This is a genomic window from Mucilaginibacter pineti (genome assembly GCF_900101875.1).
Classification (GTDB): Bacteria; Bacteroidota; Bacteroidia; order Sphingobacteriales; family Sphingobacteriaceae; genus Mucilaginibacter; species Mucilaginibacter pineti.
This window is the reverse complement of record NZ_FNAI01000015.1, coordinates 53,621-72,529: the sequence shown is the minus strand read 5'-3', so window position 1 is coordinate 72,529 and position 18,909 is coordinate 53,621. Positions and strand designations below refer to the sequence as shown.

Below are 18,909 nucleotides of genomic sequence, written 5' to 3'. Positions count from 1 at the left end.
ATTAATATTTTATAAAACAAATAAGCAAATTGTGGACATGCGAAATTTGTCTTAAAATATTTTTTGAGCTTGTTTCGTATAGCAGATATTCACGAAATAACGGCGCGGAGTAATTATCAACCTTGGCGTAAGCCATAGGTCAAAAAAGAGAATTGGTTAATTAAATGAAGGTCAAATGGGATCGGTTGATTAACTTTGAGGGAGGTAATCATTCATTGCCCTGACACTAAAATCGAGTATATGACTTTGTTGAATCAACCTTTATCGGAGCTCACCCCTGACAGCATTTTTTTACAAAAAGCGAAAGTTCTCGGACTGGAAACGCTGGGTGATATTATGGACGCCGACTTCAGCAAGCTTAAAAAGCGCAGCGAGTTCAGTTATATTTGGTATTCAGATCTTTTAAACTTGTTGAAAGAACACGATCTGCTTAGCGAATTTCAACTTAAAATGATCAATCGGTAGCGCTATAGTGCTCGTTTATCCAGTTAACCATCCAGATCAAGTGGCCCTTCATTTTCTGTGCAGTCACATGCTCTACATCCGTTGATTTTTTCTGCAGGCTCTCTGCCGAAATAAACAGTGCCTGCTTAGCAGAATAGTGGGTAGCAAAAAAGGTGAAAACCTGGCCCACATTTTCCTTGGGAAGCATCCCGCTTTCAATTTGCAAACGAATAAACAAACCAAATTGGGTCACCGGCAAATTTATTCGCAGGCGTGCGGCTGATTTGGCCAATTCATTATCTTTTAAAACGATCCTGCGTAATTTCATCAATTGGCTGACCAGTTGTCCCTTTTCTCCAAGGAAATGCTGAAGGTCTTCTTTCAGGGACACTTCGCCAGGCAACATGTGGACGTGCGCTTTTGGTTGCAAGCTGTTAATCTTATCCTGTTCTATTGTAATCGTTTCCAACTGTTCGTGTAAGCCATCAACAGCGACCAACTGCCGCTGCCAGCCGTTCACCCAATACATAAAGAATTCAGGAGAATTGAAATCCCAAGAAAATAACAGCTCCCGCAAACGGCGCGTGTCCAGACCTGCAGTTTGCAGGATTGCTGAGCAGAGGCCGTTGATATAATCAGTATCCCGGTAGGTAAGATGTCTTTTCCTGAGAAGAACATAGATATTATTCATCAGCAAACGGATTAGCTCTGGATCGGCGCTGCAAATTTCCAAATATTGATGCAACTCGCGGCATTTGACCTTTAGGTCGATGGTGACATTTGCCAAACTAAAGTCGGAGATGGGCAGGTCCAGGGTTTGGTGCGCACCATTCTTTAATAAAGCTTCGATGAGGGATTCCAGGATGTTCCTCGATGCTACATAAAATGCACGGATGGATTCTGCTGCCGGGCTCACGGTCCATGCGGCTCTGTAGCGAAACAAATAACTTTGCAGCGTATTGCTAAGGCTGGTGACTTGGTCCAAAAAATAAAGTTTTTCTGCCGCGTTTTCCGGACGCTCCAGTAGGTATCCCTGCTTCAGGGTCCTGGTGTTATTGACCAGCAATGCTTGCCATTCCTGTAGCAGCTCCGCCGTCAGACTTTTTTTGATCAACTGGTGGGGATTAATATCTTCTTCGACAAGATTGAATAAAGTGGACAGCGCATCCATCATGATTTCCCTGTTTGCCATAGCCGATGTTTTTTAACTTTTGAGCAAACAAAATTCAAGCTTGAAACGCAAAAAATAAATACGTAAAACGGAGATTTGCGCTACGTAAATTTACGTATCTGCGTGTTTTGGCTATGAAAAACCCTTTTCAAATATTAATTTTAAGGTAACTTAACGGCTGCGGAATTGCGGCCTGGTTATTTTAAGCTAATTAAAAACTATGGGCATATTCAAGAGATTTTTCAGCAGGAAACCGCGCTGGAATGGTACGCCGGAGACGTACCTGGCCATGATCATGGAATTACAAACCATGAACAATGATGTGTACTCTGTAGGAGAAGTCCTGCAATTGGGAGAAATTATGCAAAAGGTCATCAATGTTGAATTGTCGCCCTACCAGGATTTCAGCGACTTGCTGGCCCGGGCAGTGCCCGATTTTACCCAGGTTAAATCGATGCGTGAGCAATTGGAAAAGCATCGTGGCCGGTTGATCTGAAAAAAGCGATCTATGGAAAGCGGGCCGATCTGGGTGACGATGATATCATGAAGAGTGCATCGGCGGATGCAAAATTAGCCAGGAAGCTGGTCGATGATCTGGGCAGTTATATAGATTTTAAAAGCGAAGAGGGAGAAAACCTTGCTTAGGAGAGATGCAACTGGTTAGGTGAATCAAAAATGCCTTGTTCTAATTTCCGGATGAGTTCCAGGCGGCTGCGGGTTTGCGTCTTGGCCATCATATTTTGCACATGCGTCGTCACGGTTCTTTCCGCGATAAAAAGGCGGTCCCCGATTTCTTTTGGCTTTAATCCACTTCTGAGCAATTTGATGATCTCAACTTCACGGTTAGTCAGGTGATATCGCAAACAGTTGGCATCGAAGAGTTCCGGGCGAACTCCGTTGATCATCATTTCCATAAACTGCTGGTATTCCAGCCGCGCCCGTTTAACGGATCGCCATATAAATAAAGCGCTTAAGATGACGATGCCGGTATTGGTGCACAAAACCTCTACCAACTGGCTGCTTTCCACAATGCCGAAGACCGCCAGGGAAGCCCATGGACTGACCGCACAATACATAGCGATTTCCTCCAGGTATTGATTTTGATTCCTGTCTTTCTGATATTTTCGCCTAATGGCATGAAACATCACATATAATAGAACCAGGGCATACATGAATGGCACAATCATGCCATACTTCAAATCCGCATCAAGGTTACCGTTGATCGCATAGTCGATCACGAAAAAAATCACATAAGGCATAAATAAAAATAAAGGGACGCCATATAGCGCGTGCCAGCCCAAGGGCTTCAGGTCAAATGCTTTATAAAAATAAAATGGAAAATATGAGGCCATCAAAAAGCCGCTGCCATAAGCGGTCATTTCCTGAATGGACAGATCGATATTCAGTTTAGGATCCGGAAAAAGGCCGCCGGTAATATTATAGAAAAGCATCAGGAAAAGCAGGATCAGGTACCATAGCCTTATTTTATCCTGGGGACGGAACAAATAGTAGAAAAACTGGAAAATAAACATTCCTGTTTCCAGCAGTATGAAGATGAAGGTAACGACATGAATTTGTGTACCGAATACCAACATTTTATTTTTAATTACCGGTTATCACGTTTTAAGAAATAAAGTTCATACCCTAAATCCAGTTTCCCGTAAATCTCAAATCCGAAGTTTTCATACCAGGGTAGATTTTTGAGGGTCGAAGTTTCCAGGCAAACGGGCCGCCCTTCCTGATCAGATTTGGCTAAGATTTCATTCAGCAAAATTGTACCAAGGCCCTTGTGCTGATGTGCCGGGTCAACGCCGATAAACCATAGGTACTGTATGTCGCCCTTATATTGTAGTTCTTTTATAGCGCTTTCCCGTTTAAGAGCGATGCCGATCCGCCCAATACCGATGGCATGAAAGATTAATTTAATATCTAGCCATACCGAGCATAAATTCGTCCGCTTTGACTTCGGTGGTAGTAGTAGTGCACAAGCAGCCCTGTTATCCGATAAATACACCTCGCCAAAATTGAAGCACATGTCGAAGGAATATTCCATTAATGCGTACAATCGAATCGTTGTGTATTTATTGTGGCCGATGACATAATTGACGCTTCGGTTGTCCTTAAACGCCTGAGTCAATAAAAAAACGACATGCTGCTTGTCGCTATAAACTGCTTTGAACATGGTGGATTACGATTTTAAATGGTTACCGGAAATGTCCAATTGTTCATCCACCTGTTTAAATGCAGCCAGCACCCGATCGAGTTGCGCTACCGTATGACCGGCCATAACATTCAGCCTGATGCGCGAGTTCTTTTTGGATACAGCCGGATACATAATCGGGTTGGTATAAACTCCAAGCTTCAGCAGCAATCTCCCGGCCTCCAGCGTCTTCGGGATGTCGCCGACCTTTACGGGAATAACCGCGGACGCTGTTGTGCCCACGTCGAAACCCAAACTGATCAGGCCTTGTTTTATATAATCTATATTTTCCCAAAGCTTCGCGCGCCATTGCGGTTCCTCGTCGATCAGATCAATAGCTTTAAGAATACCCATCACTGCCGGAGTAGCTGTGGTGGAAAACAGATGCTGCTTCGACTGGAATTTCAGGTAGGTAATGATCTCATTACCGGCGATCACGTAGCCGCCGATATTACCCAGCGCCTTACTAAAAGTGCCGGTGATAATATCCACCTGGTCAAAGGCATTAAACATTTCGATCACGCCCCGGCCAGTATCGCCGACAACCCCAATGCCATGCGCATCATCCACGACCAGGTAAGCTCCATATTTGTGGGTCAATTCAGCGATCTTTTCCAAACAGGCAATATCGCCGTCCTGGCTATAAACCCCATCGATCACCACCATTTTAGTCCGGTATTTATCCTGCGCGTTTTTAAGCACCTGCTCCAGCATCTCCATGTTATTATGCAGGAATGTTTTCACATTGGTCTTCAGGCAGCCCTCATAGACACTCGCATGCACAGACATATCCAAAATAGCCAGGTCTTCTTTATGCAATAAGCATTGCAGCGTTGCGCTGTTGGCTGTATAGCCGGTCGTATACAAGATCGCGTCCTTCTTTTTATAAAAACCGGCGATCTTTTCCTCTAACTGCTGGTGATAGACAAAATGGCCGCCGATAGCGGGCGAGGCGCCCGAGCCGGTCCCAAAACGCTGCACTCCGTCGATCACAGCCGCCTTTATTTTCGGGTGTTGGCTGAACCCCAGGTAATCATTCGATACCAGGCAAACGCAACGTGTCGGTGCATCATCACCCGGCAGCAACAGTTCCATTTCAGGGCCGCAAGGTGATAGTGACTCGATCCTGTAGTTCAGGTGCCCGTTAACTTTTAAGAAATCCAGATAATCTTTAAACTGTGACGCGGTGGTGTAAATATTTTGCCCTTCAATGTTTTCAAAATCCTTGAAACTGGCATTTTCATATGGTATATTCATAAGGCATCAGGTATTATACGCCTAAAATAGAACTACAATTTCTGAAAAGTTGGGACATGGTAATAATTAATTAACTTTTTTTTAATTATTACGCAATTTTTCGAGCATGTCCCATTTTTATTCTTTTTGGTCGCTTAATTTTGGCCTCTGCTGCTGGCCAATAGGCCAGTGAACAACTAAACCGGAATTGTTATTATTAATATTCTGTAATATGAATACAGAACCATTCATCATATTTTTAGCGAGAATAGTCGATCTGTCCACACAAATGCTCGGAGAACTAAAAATATTATTAGAGGAAGAACAATACAAACCCCACCAAATCATTCATTCAGCAGGACAGGTTGAGAACCGCCTGTGGTTCCTGCAAACAGGGTTTGCTCGGACTTACTACTTCGACCAGACGGGAAAGGAACATACACTCAGCTTTTACCTCGAAAATGAAATCATCTTTTCCCACAAAGCATACTGGAAAGAACCCACAGACTACTATCTTGAAATATTAATGCCTACTACCCTTATTTCACTTTCTTACGAATCGCTTCGCAATCTTGAAAAATACCAGGAAACTCAGACGCTGATCCATATCTTCAATCGCCAGCGATTTTATCAGGACCTTTTCAAAAGCCGCCTCATGACATGGACGGCCGAAGAACGTTATTACCAGTTTCGTAAAAGCTGTCCGGATATCTTCAAATTTGCATCAGTCCGCCTCATTGCATCCCATCTTAACATGACACGAGAAAACCTTAGCAGGCTCATGGGCCGGGAAAAGTGATCAAACACACCCATTTGATTACAAAAACTGGTGATCGACTTTTACAAAACTGGTGATCGAGATCACAGCGCATTAATTGTTCCCCATATACCTTTACAAGGTTATCTATGAAAACTTTACGGCTATGGAAAAGGCATTTAACGTGCACCTTATTAATTATGCGCCCATTCTCAAAAGCGCGGGAATTCGATTCAAAGAAGATGAAAAAACGCTAATGGTTGGTAAAGCGTCAGCTGATGTGGGCTATGTCATCTTAATTAGCTCAAGGACGCTCGATGCGCCGAAGTTACTTCAAACTATCTTGCCTATTTTAAAGAAAAGCCGAGCCGCATACAGGATTATCAAAAGTCAACAAGACCAGTATCGGCTAAATGCAGGAGCATTCGGAGATGAAGAAGCTGGTAAAGTGGTTAGCATTTTCCCTAATGATATTGCAGAAGCAAAATCATTACTGATCCAATTAAAATTAGTAACTGAAAAATACAAAGGGCCGAGTATTCTAAAATCTCAGCGAGTAAGCGAAGTGATATATATTCAAAGGATTCTAAATAAAGGCCATAACGATTTTAAATTGATTGCGCCCGACATAAAAAACTTCCCGTTTGAATTTCCCAAGCAATATAAAAAGCGAAAAAGCACACTCAACCTTATCGGCAAAGCATATTTGCCAATTCAGCTTTTGAGAACTTCTACAAAAGGAAATATTTACAAGGCCATCAATTTAAAGCGATTAAAGTTTGATTGGTGCCTCATTAAACAAGGCAATCCTGTTGCCCTGGATGATCATTTCGACAGGGATATGAAGGATCGTTTACAATGGCAAAAGGAAGTCCATGAATTCTTGCGAGGAAAAGTTTATACGCCTGACGTTATCGATCATTTTAGCTCCGGTGATTACCATTACCTAGTGTTCAATTATGCAGAAGGCGACTCACTTGGCAATGTGATAAGCGATGCTTTGGTCGGAAAAAAATGGATAGACCTAGATAGACCGCTCCAACAAAAATTACTTGGGTATTTTATTCAAGCAGTTGAATTGGTTAAAAGTATTCATGAGGCAGGCATTGTGCACCGGGATGTTACTGATAGTAATTTAATTGTACTTGACGATGGAAAACTGTGCATAATTGATTTTGAGCTTAGCTATTCCTTTATAAAATGTGAACCAAATCCACCATTCCTGCTTGGTACATTTGGTTATGTGGCACCAGAGCAGATACAACATGCTGTTCCTGATCCCGCAGAAGATATATACTCACTTGGGGCATTGCTTTGTTTTGTGATGACAGGATGTAAAACTTCGGAATTTATTGGCAATAATCATCAGCAATTAAAAGTTAAGCTGTTTCGGTTGACTGGTGAAAAAGGACTCTGTGAGCTCGTTATGAAATGTCTGAGTTACAGCCGTTCAGAGAGACCAGATATAGAAATGATAATTGCGACGGTGCAAAACCAATTATTAAAAACCTTAACCTTAAATCATGAAAAAGCATCAATGGCTGTATGAGCTGATTATTTATTTATTGGCCTTATTATTCTTGTATACGGCTTTCAGTAAGCTGATTGATATGCGCCATTTTTTTAGGGCTATCCATAACCAACCTTTTCCGCGAAGTGTAGACCCTGTATTGACTGTTGGTGTCCCGCTGATAGAAATAATAGCAGGCATCTCGTTATTAAGAATAAAATTAAGAAAATTTGGATTATATCTTTCTATGATACTGATGCTTGCTTTCACTATTTACGTCGGCCTGGCTGTATTTCATGTTTTTAAGCGGGTTCCATGTGGTTGTGCCGGCGTATTCCAGGCAATGAGCTGGCCGACACACCTCATTTTTAACCTTTTATTCCTGGGGATGGCAATAGCTGGCCTTATAATCGAAAGTAAAGAAGCAAACTCAAAAAGTAGCGCTTTGAAAAAGGCTGCTATTTAAAATATTCAATGCGCGACGAATCAGGGGAAAGCTGAAAACCTGCGAAAAGAGTAAGCAAAAAAAATAAAACTAAATTTTAAAGTTATGTTAAACTCTAAAAAAAGCTTTTTACAAAAAGCAAGAATTGCAATGGTAGCCATTGTAACCATTATGAGCTTGGGCGGTGCTTATGCAATGAACGCACCAAAACACCAGGACAGCACAACGTGGGGCGTGGTATCTACCAGCTTAAACTCTTACCACGTTACTGCCTTGAGTCCGACCTTCGGTTGTTCTCAAAGTACAAGAATTTGTACTGTAACGTCTGCTGTAGCACCTGACGCAAACGGCAATATCGCCAAATCAAATGCTAACGTACAGGACATGGGAACCTACCATGCCAAATAAGTAGCGAAAATGACGGAATTAGTTAATTTGTTAACTCCGTCATTTTTGAAACGATGTCTTAAAGACTTGAGGCTTCATTAATTGCATTTATGAGTGCGTACTCTTCCCGAAGGCTACCATCAATTTTAAAAATAATTTGATCCCTATCGATAATCAATGGTCGTGGAAAAGTTTGAACGTCATAAAATCTTATCGCGTCATCATCCATCCCTTTACCATTAGTTCGAAGATTGATTGCTGTTTTTGATGTATAATGGCCGCCTTGAAGGCTTTTAACCCAAAAGTCTTTATTCTTATCTATTGAAATAGTTATAAACACGATATCTGGTCTTGACTTATATTTCTCTTCGACTTTTGAAAGTACGGAATCATAATAACTTCGGCAGTTTTCACAACCGGTATACCAAAAATCGACAAACACCACTTTTCCCTTAAAATCTGACAATTTTATATTGCTACCGTTAACATCCGTAAGATTAAAGTTAAAGGCTTTTTGACCCACTGTTGTCCGAACCAGTTCGCGCAATAATGCTTTGCCTTTAGCAGTTGTGATATATGGCGAAGCATTTTGCAGATAGGCTGTGTAATTATGAAAACTCCCTGAAAATTCAGTTGCAAGCAACAAATAAAGTCGTTCTTTGATTTCTGAATCTGTGATTTTGCTTATAGGCGAGGTTAAGCTGTCAGCAAACCATTTGTGATTTTGAATATCTGATACAGCGTAGTATTTTTCCACTTCCGATTTCCAAAAATCATAACTATCATACAAAGATTGTCGGTTGAATCCGGACCAACGCAAGGTATCTGAGATATCCAGATCGTGTGCAAATTTTGCTTTGAACTCTTTAGATGATTGCTTACAGCGTTCATGCACGAACATCCGCGTTCCCAAAGCTTCTGCCGCAGCTGAAGAAAAAAAAGCATGTATCTTTAATTCTTCAAATGCCTGGTAATTCATGAGCTTGCTATAAGGGTTTAAATATGATAAAAGCTTATGCGCAAGGATAACACTGTGATTTTTTTTAACGAAGGATGAATCCGTGGTACAGTAGTCGTATATAAAATCTTGTGCATATCGCATGGAGTCTACGTCGCTTCTAAGCTGACATTTATCATGGCCATTGCCTTGGAATTTAAGTACAAAATTATTCATAGCCGCAATTCCCGGTTGATAGCCAGGTTTCCTTTTGACATCAACAACTACATTGTCTCCATATTGAAAAAAATAATTATCCAAGATTTCAGCACTTAGATTAAAATTACTTTTTGAATTGCTATCTACCATTGGTTTAGTGCCATTATTTATATCGAAGGCAGTAACATAGATTCCTTTATTTATCTGATCTGGCGATAATGGTAAATCAATTTCATAGTCACCCTCTGCACTTTGAGAAATAACAAATTGTTTAAATTCCGAACTGCCTGCCAATCTCGATACCGGTGTATGCGTAGACACATTGAATCCAAACTGATCTCCTTTCTCTGCTTCTGGATAATGTATATGTATTTTAAAATGCGGTATTGCTGATTGGTTTTTCGTTGGTTTAAGAGACGACTTCTGGCCATAAACGCAGCATGACCATGCCAAAGTGATAATAAAAAGTAAACTGAATTTCAAAGATTTCATGATTAGCGGGGGTTTTGTTGAAGGTCTTCAAGAGTAATTTCGTCGGATGGAATTGGTAGTACATACCTATTATCTCCCGAAGTCAAGGTGTAGGTAGTATTATGATATGTCCGATGCAAAGTAACACCGGAGCCACTTTCCAGATTCAACCGCCTTAGGTCTTCCCACCTTAGATTGCCAGTTAACGGAAGTTCTTTACGTCGTTCTAATAAAATGGTAGTCAATAAAGCCTGTGGATCGGTTATGGTGACAGTTGTGAATGTTGCAGTTGTAAAACGTTTTTTAAGCAACGCATTCAGATCGGCCAATGCTACCTGAACATTACCAGTCCTAACTGCGCTTTCTGCCCTAATCAAATAAATTTCATTGTTCGCAATTCCGCAAAAATTATTAGCCTTTGCAGCATAGCCAGCTTTCGGCCGAAAATAACCGTTACCATCTGCCACGAAAAACAGGGTTTTCCTTAAGTCTCCATTGGCATAAGTATTATACAAATCTGGTGTGATACGGCCGGTAACTGACCCATTATACCAGGCTATGGTACAACCATAGGTATAGGCATAATAGATAATTTCAGAATTGCCCTTTGCGAACGTGGGAAATGGTGCAGAACTGGTCGGGCTTAAGGTGTTATAGTCCAACAGCGAGTTATTGGACTTCAATGCGAGGTCTGCATATTGGTAAGCATTAGTATAATCGGCCATCGCAAGATAGATTTTTGCTAAAAGAGCCATTGCAGCGCCTGATGATGGCCTTGTTTTATACAATGCACTGGCGGGTAAAAATGCCACCGAAGATTTTAGATCACTGATCATTTGATCATAGCATTGCTGAACGGCGGCGCGGCCAACTTTTTGATTAATATCAGTAATCAGCCTGATTGGAACGCCTAAATCTGTCGCAGCTGTTGCTTTGCTATAAGGTTTACAGTAAAGCTGGCATAGCTGATAATATGCATAGGCACGACAAAACAGTGCTTCGCCTTTAATGTTTTGACCAGAGATTGAAGAAATATCCGTATTACTGAGTTTGTTAAGACCTTCTATAACGATGTTAGCATATTCGACTGCCTGGTATTCATAACTCCAATCAGGGGCAGGCTGTCCCTCATAAATATCTTTAGCCCACAAATATGCGTTTCTGTCTATTGTTGTTTCACCGTCCAAATTGGCATCAGGAACATAAATATTGTCTGTACCAACCAACCCGAGCACAGACCCATAAGAGTTAAATACGGTAATATTATCAAGTACAGCTTGAAAGTCCTGTAATGTTTGAGGGCTTACGTCTGACTTTTTGTTTTTTACGTTTAGCCAATCATCCTGTTTTTTACAGCCGCTGAATAACATGATTGCCAGCGTAACAGCGAACAGCCAATTACATATATTTTTATAATTCGTTTCCATTTTAATAAATTTTGAGTTCTAAAAATTTGCATTAAATCCTAAAGCCAGTGTGAACGGCGTAGGGATAGGGTGATAGCTGGATGTAGTTAAATCGGGATCTATGCCGTATTTATTTGCTCTCCAAATTATTCCTAAATTAGTAGCGTAGGCGAATACCTCGATTTTTTTGAAAGGAAGCGAATGATGCATTGCCCTATCCAAAGAGTAACCTAAACGCAAATCTAACAACCTGATGTTATTCGCATTTTCTACGAGCGTGCTGCTATACTTATAAAATGCACTCCTGTTATCGTCCGATGGATATATAACTGAAGGAACGGTTGTTGTTTTTTCATCACCAGTTTTTTGCCAGCGTTGTTCATAATCAATATTTTGAGAACCTGGGACCGAAATTATATCCGAGGCGCTGATGCTCGTTGAGTTTCTGCGAAAAACATATCCAAATTCGAACCCGATATTGGCGGAAAAGGTGAATGGCCCATATGCAAAATCATTTCTAATAGAACCATAGATGGTAGGCCGCAATGAACCATTATACTTCAGGCTGTCTGGATTAAAATTATTGATGATGTTGGTATAGTCCTTACTAACCTTACCATCCAGATATCCCATAGGATCTCCATTCGCGGGATCAAGACCAGCCCATTTATAACTATATAAACCATAAAGTGCGTGCCCCACCACCGGCATTCCAGATACTGATTGAATGGAATAGTTTGTTAATGATTGATCGTATCGGGTAACCTTATCCTTTAGCGTACTCAATAACAAACTGGTATTCCACTGAAATTTGCCTACAATATTTTTTGTATTGATGGTTATATCAAATCCCTTAGTTGAAGTCGAGGCTGCATTGCCGAAAAAGGAAGAGAAACCCGACGAGGTAAAAAGCGGAACGTTTTCAATTAAATCTTCTCCATTTTTTATATAGTATTCGACCGTTCCATTGATGCGATTATTTTTAGTTGCGAAATCAACTCCCAGGTTAATATTTTTTACTTTTTCCCAGCTCAGTTGAGGATTTGGCGCTGTTAAATTATAAATCGCGGGCGCTCCTGTAAGAGAAACTGTTGTATAGTTTCCGGTTACGTAAGCTGATCCATTGTAAACGTTCCCATTAAAACCGTAGGAAGCCCTGACCCTTAGCAACGGTAGCCAATCGGATTTATAAAAAGTCTCTCTAGCTATATCCCATACCGCACCCGCAGACCACAATGGTGTAATCCGATCATTTGTTTTAACGCCAAATATGTTTGAGCCATCTTTTCTGCCGCTAAGGGTAAAGGTATATTTACTATCATATGTATATCCTAAGTTGGAGTAGTAAGATATAAAGCGATTAGTCGAACCATTTATATTTCCGCCTGGCGATGGTATAATGTTGTAACCGGTTGGATTGACTAATAGATAATCGTGGAAATCTAAACTTTCAGTAGCCGTACCAAATTCATTGTTATAGCCCAGCGAATTCCTGGTGTAACCAGTGTTTGAAAGTTGCCTTACTTCGGCACCAATCAAACCACTCAGATCATGTTTTCCGCCAAATAGCTGATTATAATTTAGTTGACCTCTCAGATTGTTAGAGATTAATTCATTGTGCGATAGGTCGAGAATATCACCTATTGGCACCTGATAAGTTGGTGCGGCTCCGGGATTAATTATCGTAAATTCGTTAATGAGGTTTCGGGCTGCATAACTATTTTTACTTTGGTCGTTAGTATTATCTACTGCCTGATTTTCATTTTGATATTGCACATTAACATTCCAATGCTTAAGAAACCTATACGTAGCGCTGATTTTGAATAACAGGTCATTGACGGTTGTGTTGTCGTTCCCGAGCGCCAATTCATCAAGAGGTTTGTAGGTCCAGTCAAAAAGACCGCTTGCCGGTGCGCCTGCTACATAGCTTGATCGATAGTCTTTTACGATTGCTAAATGGTTACCATTTGCATCAGCAAATTGGGCATAAGGATAAAGCCCGGCGATTGGCCCGCCAACGGATATTCCTGAGCCATAATAAAGGTTATTATTAAGCGCAGTCGTATTTCTGCTATAATTTACGTTTGCTGTTATTGATAGATTTGGTAGTGGCGTATAGGTGTTTCCAGCGTTTATGGTAAGCCTATCAAAACCATTCCGCACCATTGGGTCTTGGTTTTTAACATAACCAACAGACATATTATAAGCATTCAATTCACTACCGCCTCTTAGCCCTATGGAATATTGTTGATCAACCGTGTTCCGATATATATATTTTTCATAGTCGTTTCTAACATCCTGGGTTCGTAATGCGTTGATCTGATTATTAGCCTGCTGCTGAGTTATAGTGCCAGCTTGTGCAGCAGCAAGAAGGTCTACAACGGGGGAAACCGGAGACCAGTAATAATTATCCTGTACGTAAGGATCGAAATAGCCTTGTTTAAAAAGACTTTTTTCTAAATCTACGTAATCTGAGGAGGGTAAATAATTCCGATCGTAAAATAAATTGGGTTTGTTTTGAAAAGTAAGTGTACTATTAACATCAATGATCACTTTTTCATTTTTGTATCCTTTTTTTGTAGTGATCACAATTACGCCATTCCCGGAACGCGCGCCCCAAATACTTGCTGCTGCTGCATCTTTCAGTATTGTTACGTTTTCAATGTCATTGGGGTTAATGTTGCTAAGGTTACCTTCATAAGGAAAGTTATCAAGCACAATGAGCGGATCAGTACTTACGTTGCCAGATAATGTGCTTACACCTCTAATGTTGATACCGAGGTATCGATCAGCGGAACCTACAGCGACAGCTGGGTTGACATCACCGTTAAATCTTAATCCGCTTGAGATTCCAGCAAGCCTATCCAAAATGTTAGGGCTTGCGTTCCTGTTTAAAAGCTTACTATCGATTTGATCGAATGATCCTGAAGCCCTTTCCTTAGGTACTGTTTGATAACCGGTAGAAACTACCACCTCAATAAGTGCGGTCTGGTCTGGCGAGATCATTATTTTAAACGGTGCCGGTGTTTCTTGTGAAAAATTTAACTGAACCGTTTTATATCCTATATAAGAGATAATTAACGTGCCGCTTTTTTGATTGCTGCTGATTTTAAAATTTCCGTTTTCGTCGGTGGCGGTTGAAATTTGTGATTTACTAATTCTAACCGTCGCACCATATAGGGGCCTGTTTCCAGTAGAATCTGTTATTCTACCCGTTAGGTATGTAATTGACTGTGCCTTCCCCCGAAAATTTAAGCAAAGCGCGGCCAGTACTATTATAAGTATAGTTTTTTTCATGTAATTAGAGTGCGTTTAATTAGAGATTAATGTTTTAAGAAGAGCTTAAAAACGGCAGCCCAAAATTTAATTAACTATTACTGATCTTAGACTGCCGTTCATCCATTCATTCCGGAGGAGATATTAAAAGTAACCAAGTATGTAATGGATAATTATTCATGTTTATCCCTTTCCTCGTTACTTTGTGAAACTACGTTGGCTTGATATAATATATAAGCTGCAGATAGTAAATCTGATAACTGATCGAAAAATAAAGCGACCTCCTCATCGGAAAGCTCGGCTTTGATTTTGCAATCTTTTATAGCCCAGCATTGAAACATTTTCCAAAAAAAATTTTTTGCCGTGTCCGGTGAATGGCCCTTAAAAAAGGTCTTCATTACCTCATTAAAGGGTGACGCTGAAGGAAAATCTTTATTTGCGAGCACTGCTTCCATTTAGATAAAATAGTAAGCTATAAATCCACAAATAATAAAGGCGTGGAACTCAGCTTATTGCTCTGGAGGTACTGGTATACCGGGAACGAATAAGTGAGCCCACGCCTTAGGCGTGAGCATTGTTCACTTACTCTCGTTCCAATTTTGAAATTACCAGTTTCCCAGAGCGAGTTTTAAGTGCGAATGCTTTAATGTCTTAAGATTCGCAAAAATAATTAAACTATCATGATGTCTTAACTAATATTTCACTAATATATAAACAAATTTTCGATGGTACAAAATAATGTACCACTTTATTTTAAAACTTGTCTGATATTTCCTAAATGGCCGAACCCGAGAAGACTTTTAAAGAAATATTAGGTGAAAGGATTAACGAACGAAGGGCGATTAAAAATCTAAGCACAAGGCAATTTGCCCTACTTGCAGAAATAGAGCACCATCAATTAATTAATATAGAAAAAGGACGGGTGGATATTCGACTTAGTACGTTAATGAAAATTGCCAAAACCCTTGATACTTCCGCAAAGGAGTTATTGGATTTTTAGGAGTTCTTGCCTTTATAAATAAGCTTAACACAATCGAAATCTTTTTTGCCAAGCATAGTTTTCTAAACACCATGTTATAGTTTATAGATATCCATCTTCAGATCAATCCCGTTTCATCCTTAATTGCTTCCTGAAAACCTCCGGCGTTACCCCCTCCTGTTTTTTGAAGAATTTGCAGAAATAGGAGTTGTCATCAAAATTCAGCGCATAGGCAACCTCCGTTACCGTCATATCAAGGCTGATAAGTAACCTTTTAGCTTCCAGAATAATCCTGTTCCTGATCATATCACCTGCGGAAATTCCTTTGATGTCATTGCAGAGCGCATTCAAATGATTGGGTGTGATGTATAAAAGTTCAGCATATAACTTTGGCAACCTCAATGTCAAATAGTTCTTCTCAATTAGGGTTTCAAAACTTCGCATTAAAGCTACGTTATAAGTTTCTTTAACATTTTCTTTATTGATAGTGCTGAAATTTCCGATGACATATAATAGTTGTAGAATAAGCACGCGGATCGTGTCGAATCTATATTTATGGGAAGTATCATTTTCTGCAAGTATCTTTTCTAAAATAAAAATCACCTCTTGTTGCAGTTTCTCCGGCACGTCCATGACGGAATCAGCTACATTTCCGCTAAAGAAAAATGGAAACTGTTCCAGATAATCACTTTTCAATAGAAATGACTGAAAAAACTGGGCTGAAAAGTTGACCACATAGCCATCCATGTTTCCCTCAAAGTACCAACCATGCACCTGCTTTGGAGACAGGAAATACATGTGGAATGGAACAATCCGGAAGTTTTCAAAATCTATAGAATGACTGCCGCCACCTTCAGTAAAAAGAATTAACTGGTAAAAGTCATGACGATGTGGAAAGTGTAATTTTTTTAGATTTTTTAAATAGATGCCAAACCTGCTCACTACTACATCCTGGTCGCTTTCCGGAGGAAACTCACAAATATCATATAAAGGAAACTGCTTACTCATCCCATTTTAAAATACTAAACTAATCATTTGATATTTAACGATCGATCAATATTGCTTATCATTAAAAAAGTAAAATTAAGCATTCCACCTTAAAAAGGCAGGTACCAGATTGGTCTGTGGAAATAGTCCAGTTAGCTGTTAATCGGAGAACCATTTATTTTCCTGCGAGATGTTTTTGATTGATTAATTGAAATCCTTTGATAGCACTCAGACATCAAAGTACTCTTTTTGACGGTTAACAAAATCTGACGGACGGAAATTCGTGAACTGGTAAAAGCTGTTGCTGAAAGCGGATAAGCTCTGGTAGCCAACCATATAACTAATCTCACTCAAGGAATGTTGATTCTGTGTGATGAGACTAAGTGATTTCGCCATTCTTAGCGTCTTAACATATTGCAAATAGGATACTCCTAACAAGCTGTGGAAGAGCCTGGACAATGAACGTTCACTTATATTAAACCGTTGACCGACGGCAGTTAAAGAAAGTAAACCTGAAAGGTTGCTATCCATAAAAGCTATAATTTCCTGCAATCTCTCGTTCTCGGTCGAAGGAAGTACGATCGGCATTGTGTCAGCACAAATAAGCGGTAATATATTTTTTATGGCTTGCAGAAACGGGAAGGAATTGTCTTCCGGCTGGATATGCCCTTTCCAGCGCCCGGAGAATTTGATCATTTGGGCCAATAAATCATTGACAGGATGAATACCAATCTTACTATAAAATATATCAGCTCCGTCATCATCGGTATAAAAGAAAATTGATCTCATAACGGTCGCCGAAGGTCCTATTCTTAGGATGTGGCCGATACCTGCAGGTACCCAAAAGTAGTGCATGGCAGGAACAACATATGTCTTATCAACGACACTCAAATATGCTAAGCCACCCTCGACATAGGTCAACTGACCTTTCGTATGCTTATGAAAAGGGAAATGCCGTTCAGATTTTTCATGCATTACGAAAACGGTATCAGCTTGCTTATCAATTTCCGGAAGTGCTGCCAACAGACTCATGACTACAAAAATAGGAATTCCGCACCGGTCTGGCGTAAATCATCAAATTATTGGCGAACATCCTAAAACAACCTCCAAAATGAGTGGCATAACTTTGTAAAACGGAAAAGCTATGCGAAATTATATTATAAAATATTCTCTGACGGTTATGTTCGCCTGCTGCCTGATCCGTTTAAAGGCGCAGCAGCTTCCGGCACAAAGAGAGCCGGAGACAATGACATTAACACAAATATGGCAACAGGCCGAGGTCAATAGCAAAAGATTACATATCAGCCTGTTGGAATTAAATAAAAGTGAACAGGGAATTCAGGATGCGCTTGCAGCCAGGCTGCCGGAATTCTCCGCGGACGCAAATGCCGAAAAAGCTTCAGACCTTCCAATTTATACCGATGGTTTATTGGGAGATGTTGTCCAGCATAATGTGGTTCATACCCGGTATAAAATGGGTGTAGATGGTTATTTAAACATTTATAATGGAAACAAGGTCAATTATAAGGTTCGTGAACAGCAAGCCTTAGCACAAATTGCCGGGGAAAAGCATAAGCAGGATATATCCAGCATAAAGTTGCAAGCGGTCACAGGTTATCTGGACCTCCAAATGGGTTATATGTTCAGAGAACTCATTGTAAGTGATATCAATGACCAGCAGTTACAGTTCAAAAGAATAAAATACAATTACGATCAGGGCGTGGTATTAAAAAGTGATATCCTGCGTGCCCAACTTAAATTATCCCACGAAAAACTATCACTTACCACAATCAATAATAACATTGCCATTGCCAGTCAAAAGCTCGACATAATGATCGGAGCGCCGGATACACATCTCATCAGGCCCGCCAGTAATATGACGCCGGACTCCCTGGAGATAAAATCTTATGAAGGATATATCGCAGAAGCTTTGGGGAAATCATATGACAGGCATATCGCAAAGGGGACAATTTCATTAAGCGATATTCAGCACAGTATGGTTAAGGCAAATACCTCGCTGAAGCTCGGGCTTTATGCAAATTTTACTTATGCCAATCCGGAGACATTCTTATACCCCTATTATCTACATCCCTATTCACTCGGCATAGTTGGATTAAAGGCATCATTTCCCATATCCGCGTTCTATCTGAATAAACACAAGGAAAAGGCTGCCGCTATCGAAGCTGAACAGTCAGCAATCCGGGCGTCCGATATAGAAGATAAGCTACGTGTTCAGGTCAACACCGCATACCTGCGCTTTAAGGAAGCAATGGAAAAAGTGGAGGAGGCGCGCCTGAACGTTTCGCAGGCAACGGAAAATCAGCGCATAGTCCGCAATACATACTTTAATCAAACAGCGCTGGTTACCGATCTGCTGGATGCCGACGTTCAACTCCTACAATCGAAGCTCGATTTGGTTACGGCCCAGATTACGGCACTGTTACAATTTTACCAGCTTCAGGATATTACCGGAAACCTTTAATT

Annotated in this window: 17 protein-coding genes; 8 read left to right on the top strand and 9 right to left on the bottom strand. The window is 40.5% G+C overall.

The genetic code is table 11. The annotated features are described in order from the left end of the window. The first annotated feature begins 240 nt into the window (after positions 1–240). On the top strand, positions 241–465 hold the full coding sequence (locus BLS59_RS24995; RefSeq protein ID WP_091154169.1) for a hypothetical protein: 225 nt from the start codon (positions 241–243) through the stop codon (positions 463–465). On the opposite strand, the gene BLS59_RS24990 is transcribed toward BLS59_RS24995, so the two are convergent. Next, positions 455–1,636: a hypothetical protein gene (locus BLS59_RS24990; RefSeq protein WP_091154165.1), complete on the bottom strand. Its 1,182-nt coding sequence runs from the start codon at positions 1,634–1,636 to the stop codon at positions 455–457. The genes BLS59_RS24995 and BLS59_RS24990 overlap by 11 nt on opposite strands. A 199-nt stretch (positions 1,637–1,835) precedes the next feature. Here BLS59_RS24990 and BLS59_RS24985 point away from each other — a divergent pair, with 199 nt between their 5' ends. Further along, entirely contained in the window at positions 1,836–2,111 is a 276-nt protein-coding gene (locus BLS59_RS24985; protein WP_091154162.1) for a hypothetical protein, read from the top strand. A 145-nt stretch (positions 2,112–2,256) separates the two neighbouring features. Here the strand turns inward: BLS59_RS24985 and BLS59_RS24980 are convergent, their stop codons facing one another. Genes BLS59_RS24980 through BLS59_RS24970 form a run of 3 tightly spaced genes read right to left on the bottom strand, consistent with a single transcriptional unit; the run spans position 2,257 to position 5,072 of the window. Continuing rightward, the gene (locus BLS59_RS24980) at positions 2,257–3,210 is read right to left on the bottom strand and encodes a response regulator transcription factor (protein WP_091154158.1); all 954 of its coding nucleotides are present in this window, start codon (positions 3,208–3,210) and stop codon (positions 2,257–2,259) included. 11 nt (positions 3,211–3,221) lie between these two features. Continuing rightward, entirely contained in the window at positions 3,222–3,797 is a 576-nt protein-coding gene (locus tag BLS59_RS24975; RefSeq protein WP_091154155.1) for a GNAT family N-acetyltransferase, read from the bottom strand. A 6-nt stretch (positions 3,798–3,803) separates the two neighbouring features. After that, positions 3,804–5,072, bottom strand: coding sequence for an aminotransferase class I/II-fold pyridoxal phosphate-dependent enzyme (locus tag BLS59_RS24970; RefSeq protein WP_091154151.1), 1,269 nt, complete (start codon positions 5,070–5,072; stop codon positions 3,804–3,806). A gap of 268 nt (positions 5,073–5,340) precedes the next feature. Here BLS59_RS24970 and BLS59_RS24965 point away from each other — a divergent pair, with 268 nt between their 5' ends. The 4 genes from BLS59_RS24965 to BLS59_RS24950 all read left to right on the top strand — a co-directional run bounded on the left by BLS59_RS24965 (position 5,341) and on the right by BLS59_RS24950 (position 8,171). Next, positions 5,341–5,850: a Crp/Fnr family transcriptional regulator gene (locus tag BLS59_RS24965; protein ID WP_162842769.1), complete on the top strand. Its 510-nt coding sequence runs from the start codon at positions 5,341–5,343 to the stop codon at positions 5,848–5,850. A 124-nt stretch (positions 5,851–5,974) separates the two neighbouring features. Then, on the top strand, positions 5,975–7,357 hold the full coding sequence (locus BLS59_RS24960) for a serine/threonine protein kinase (RefSeq protein ID WP_091154144.1): 1,383 nt from the start codon (positions 5,975–5,977) through the stop codon (positions 7,355–7,357). Then, the gene (locus BLS59_RS24955) at positions 7,332–7,784 is read left to right on the top strand and encodes a MauE/DoxX family redox-associated membrane protein (RefSeq protein ID WP_091154140.1); all 453 of its coding nucleotides are present in this window, start codon (positions 7,332–7,334) and stop codon (positions 7,782–7,784) included. Before BLS59_RS24960 ends, BLS59_RS24955 begins: the two co-directional genes overlap by 26 nt. Positions 7,785–7,868: 84 nt before the next feature. Beyond that, positions 7,869–8,171 carry a hypothetical protein gene (locus BLS59_RS24950; RefSeq protein WP_091154137.1) on the top strand — a complete coding sequence of 101 codons (303 nt, stop codon included), beginning with the start codon at positions 7,869–7,871 and terminating at the stop codon, positions 8,169–8,171. A gap of 58 nt (positions 8,172–8,229) precedes the next feature. Here the strand turns inward: BLS59_RS24950 and BLS59_RS24945 are convergent, their stop codons facing one another. Genes BLS59_RS24945 through BLS59_RS24935 form a run of 3 tightly spaced genes read right to left on the bottom strand, consistent with a single transcriptional unit; the run spans position 8,230 to position 14,480 of the window. Continuing rightward, on the bottom strand, positions 8,230–9,798 hold the full coding sequence (locus BLS59_RS24945; protein WP_091154134.1) for a TlpA family protein disulfide reductase: 1,569 nt from the start codon (positions 9,796–9,798) through the stop codon (positions 8,230–8,232). A 2-nt stretch (positions 9,799–9,800) separates the two neighbouring features. Then, positions 9,801–11,204, bottom strand: coding sequence for a RagB/SusD family nutrient uptake outer membrane protein (locus BLS59_RS24940; protein ID WP_091154130.1), 1,404 nt, complete (start codon positions 11,202–11,204; stop codon positions 9,801–9,803). An 18-nt stretch (positions 11,205–11,222) separates the two neighbouring features. Next, a complete protein-coding gene (locus tag BLS59_RS24935; RefSeq protein WP_091154127.1) occupies positions 11,223–14,480 on the bottom strand; it encodes a SusC/RagA family TonB-linked outer membrane protein in 3,258 nt (1,085 codons plus the stop codon). Between the two features lie 757 nt (positions 14,481–15,237). On the opposite strand from BLS59_RS24935, the gene BLS59_RS24925 reads away from it, so the two are divergent. Continuing rightward, on the top strand, positions 15,238–15,459 hold the full coding sequence (locus BLS59_RS24925; protein WP_091154119.1) for a helix-turn-helix domain-containing protein: 222 nt from the start codon (positions 15,238–15,240) through the stop codon (positions 15,457–15,459). A 102-nt stretch (positions 15,460–15,561) separates the two neighbouring features. Here BLS59_RS24925 and BLS59_RS24920 read toward each other — a convergent pair whose 3' ends face one another. Then, positions 15,562–16,446, bottom strand: coding sequence for an AraC family transcriptional regulator (locus BLS59_RS24920; RefSeq protein WP_091154115.1), 885 nt, complete (start codon positions 16,444–16,446; stop codon positions 15,562–15,564). 207 nt (positions 16,447–16,653) lie between these two features. After that, positions 16,654–17,457, bottom strand: coding sequence for a helix-turn-helix domain-containing protein (locus BLS59_RS24915; RefSeq protein ID WP_091154112.1), 804 nt, complete (start codon positions 17,455–17,457; stop codon positions 16,654–16,656). 112 nt (positions 17,458–17,569) lie between these two features. On the opposite strand from BLS59_RS24915, the gene BLS59_RS24910 reads away from it, so the two are divergent. Then, entirely contained in the window at positions 17,570–18,907 is a 1,338-nt protein-coding gene (locus BLS59_RS24910; RefSeq protein ID WP_091154108.1) for a TolC family protein, read from the top strand. Positions 18,908–18,909 lie beyond the last annotated feature (2 nt).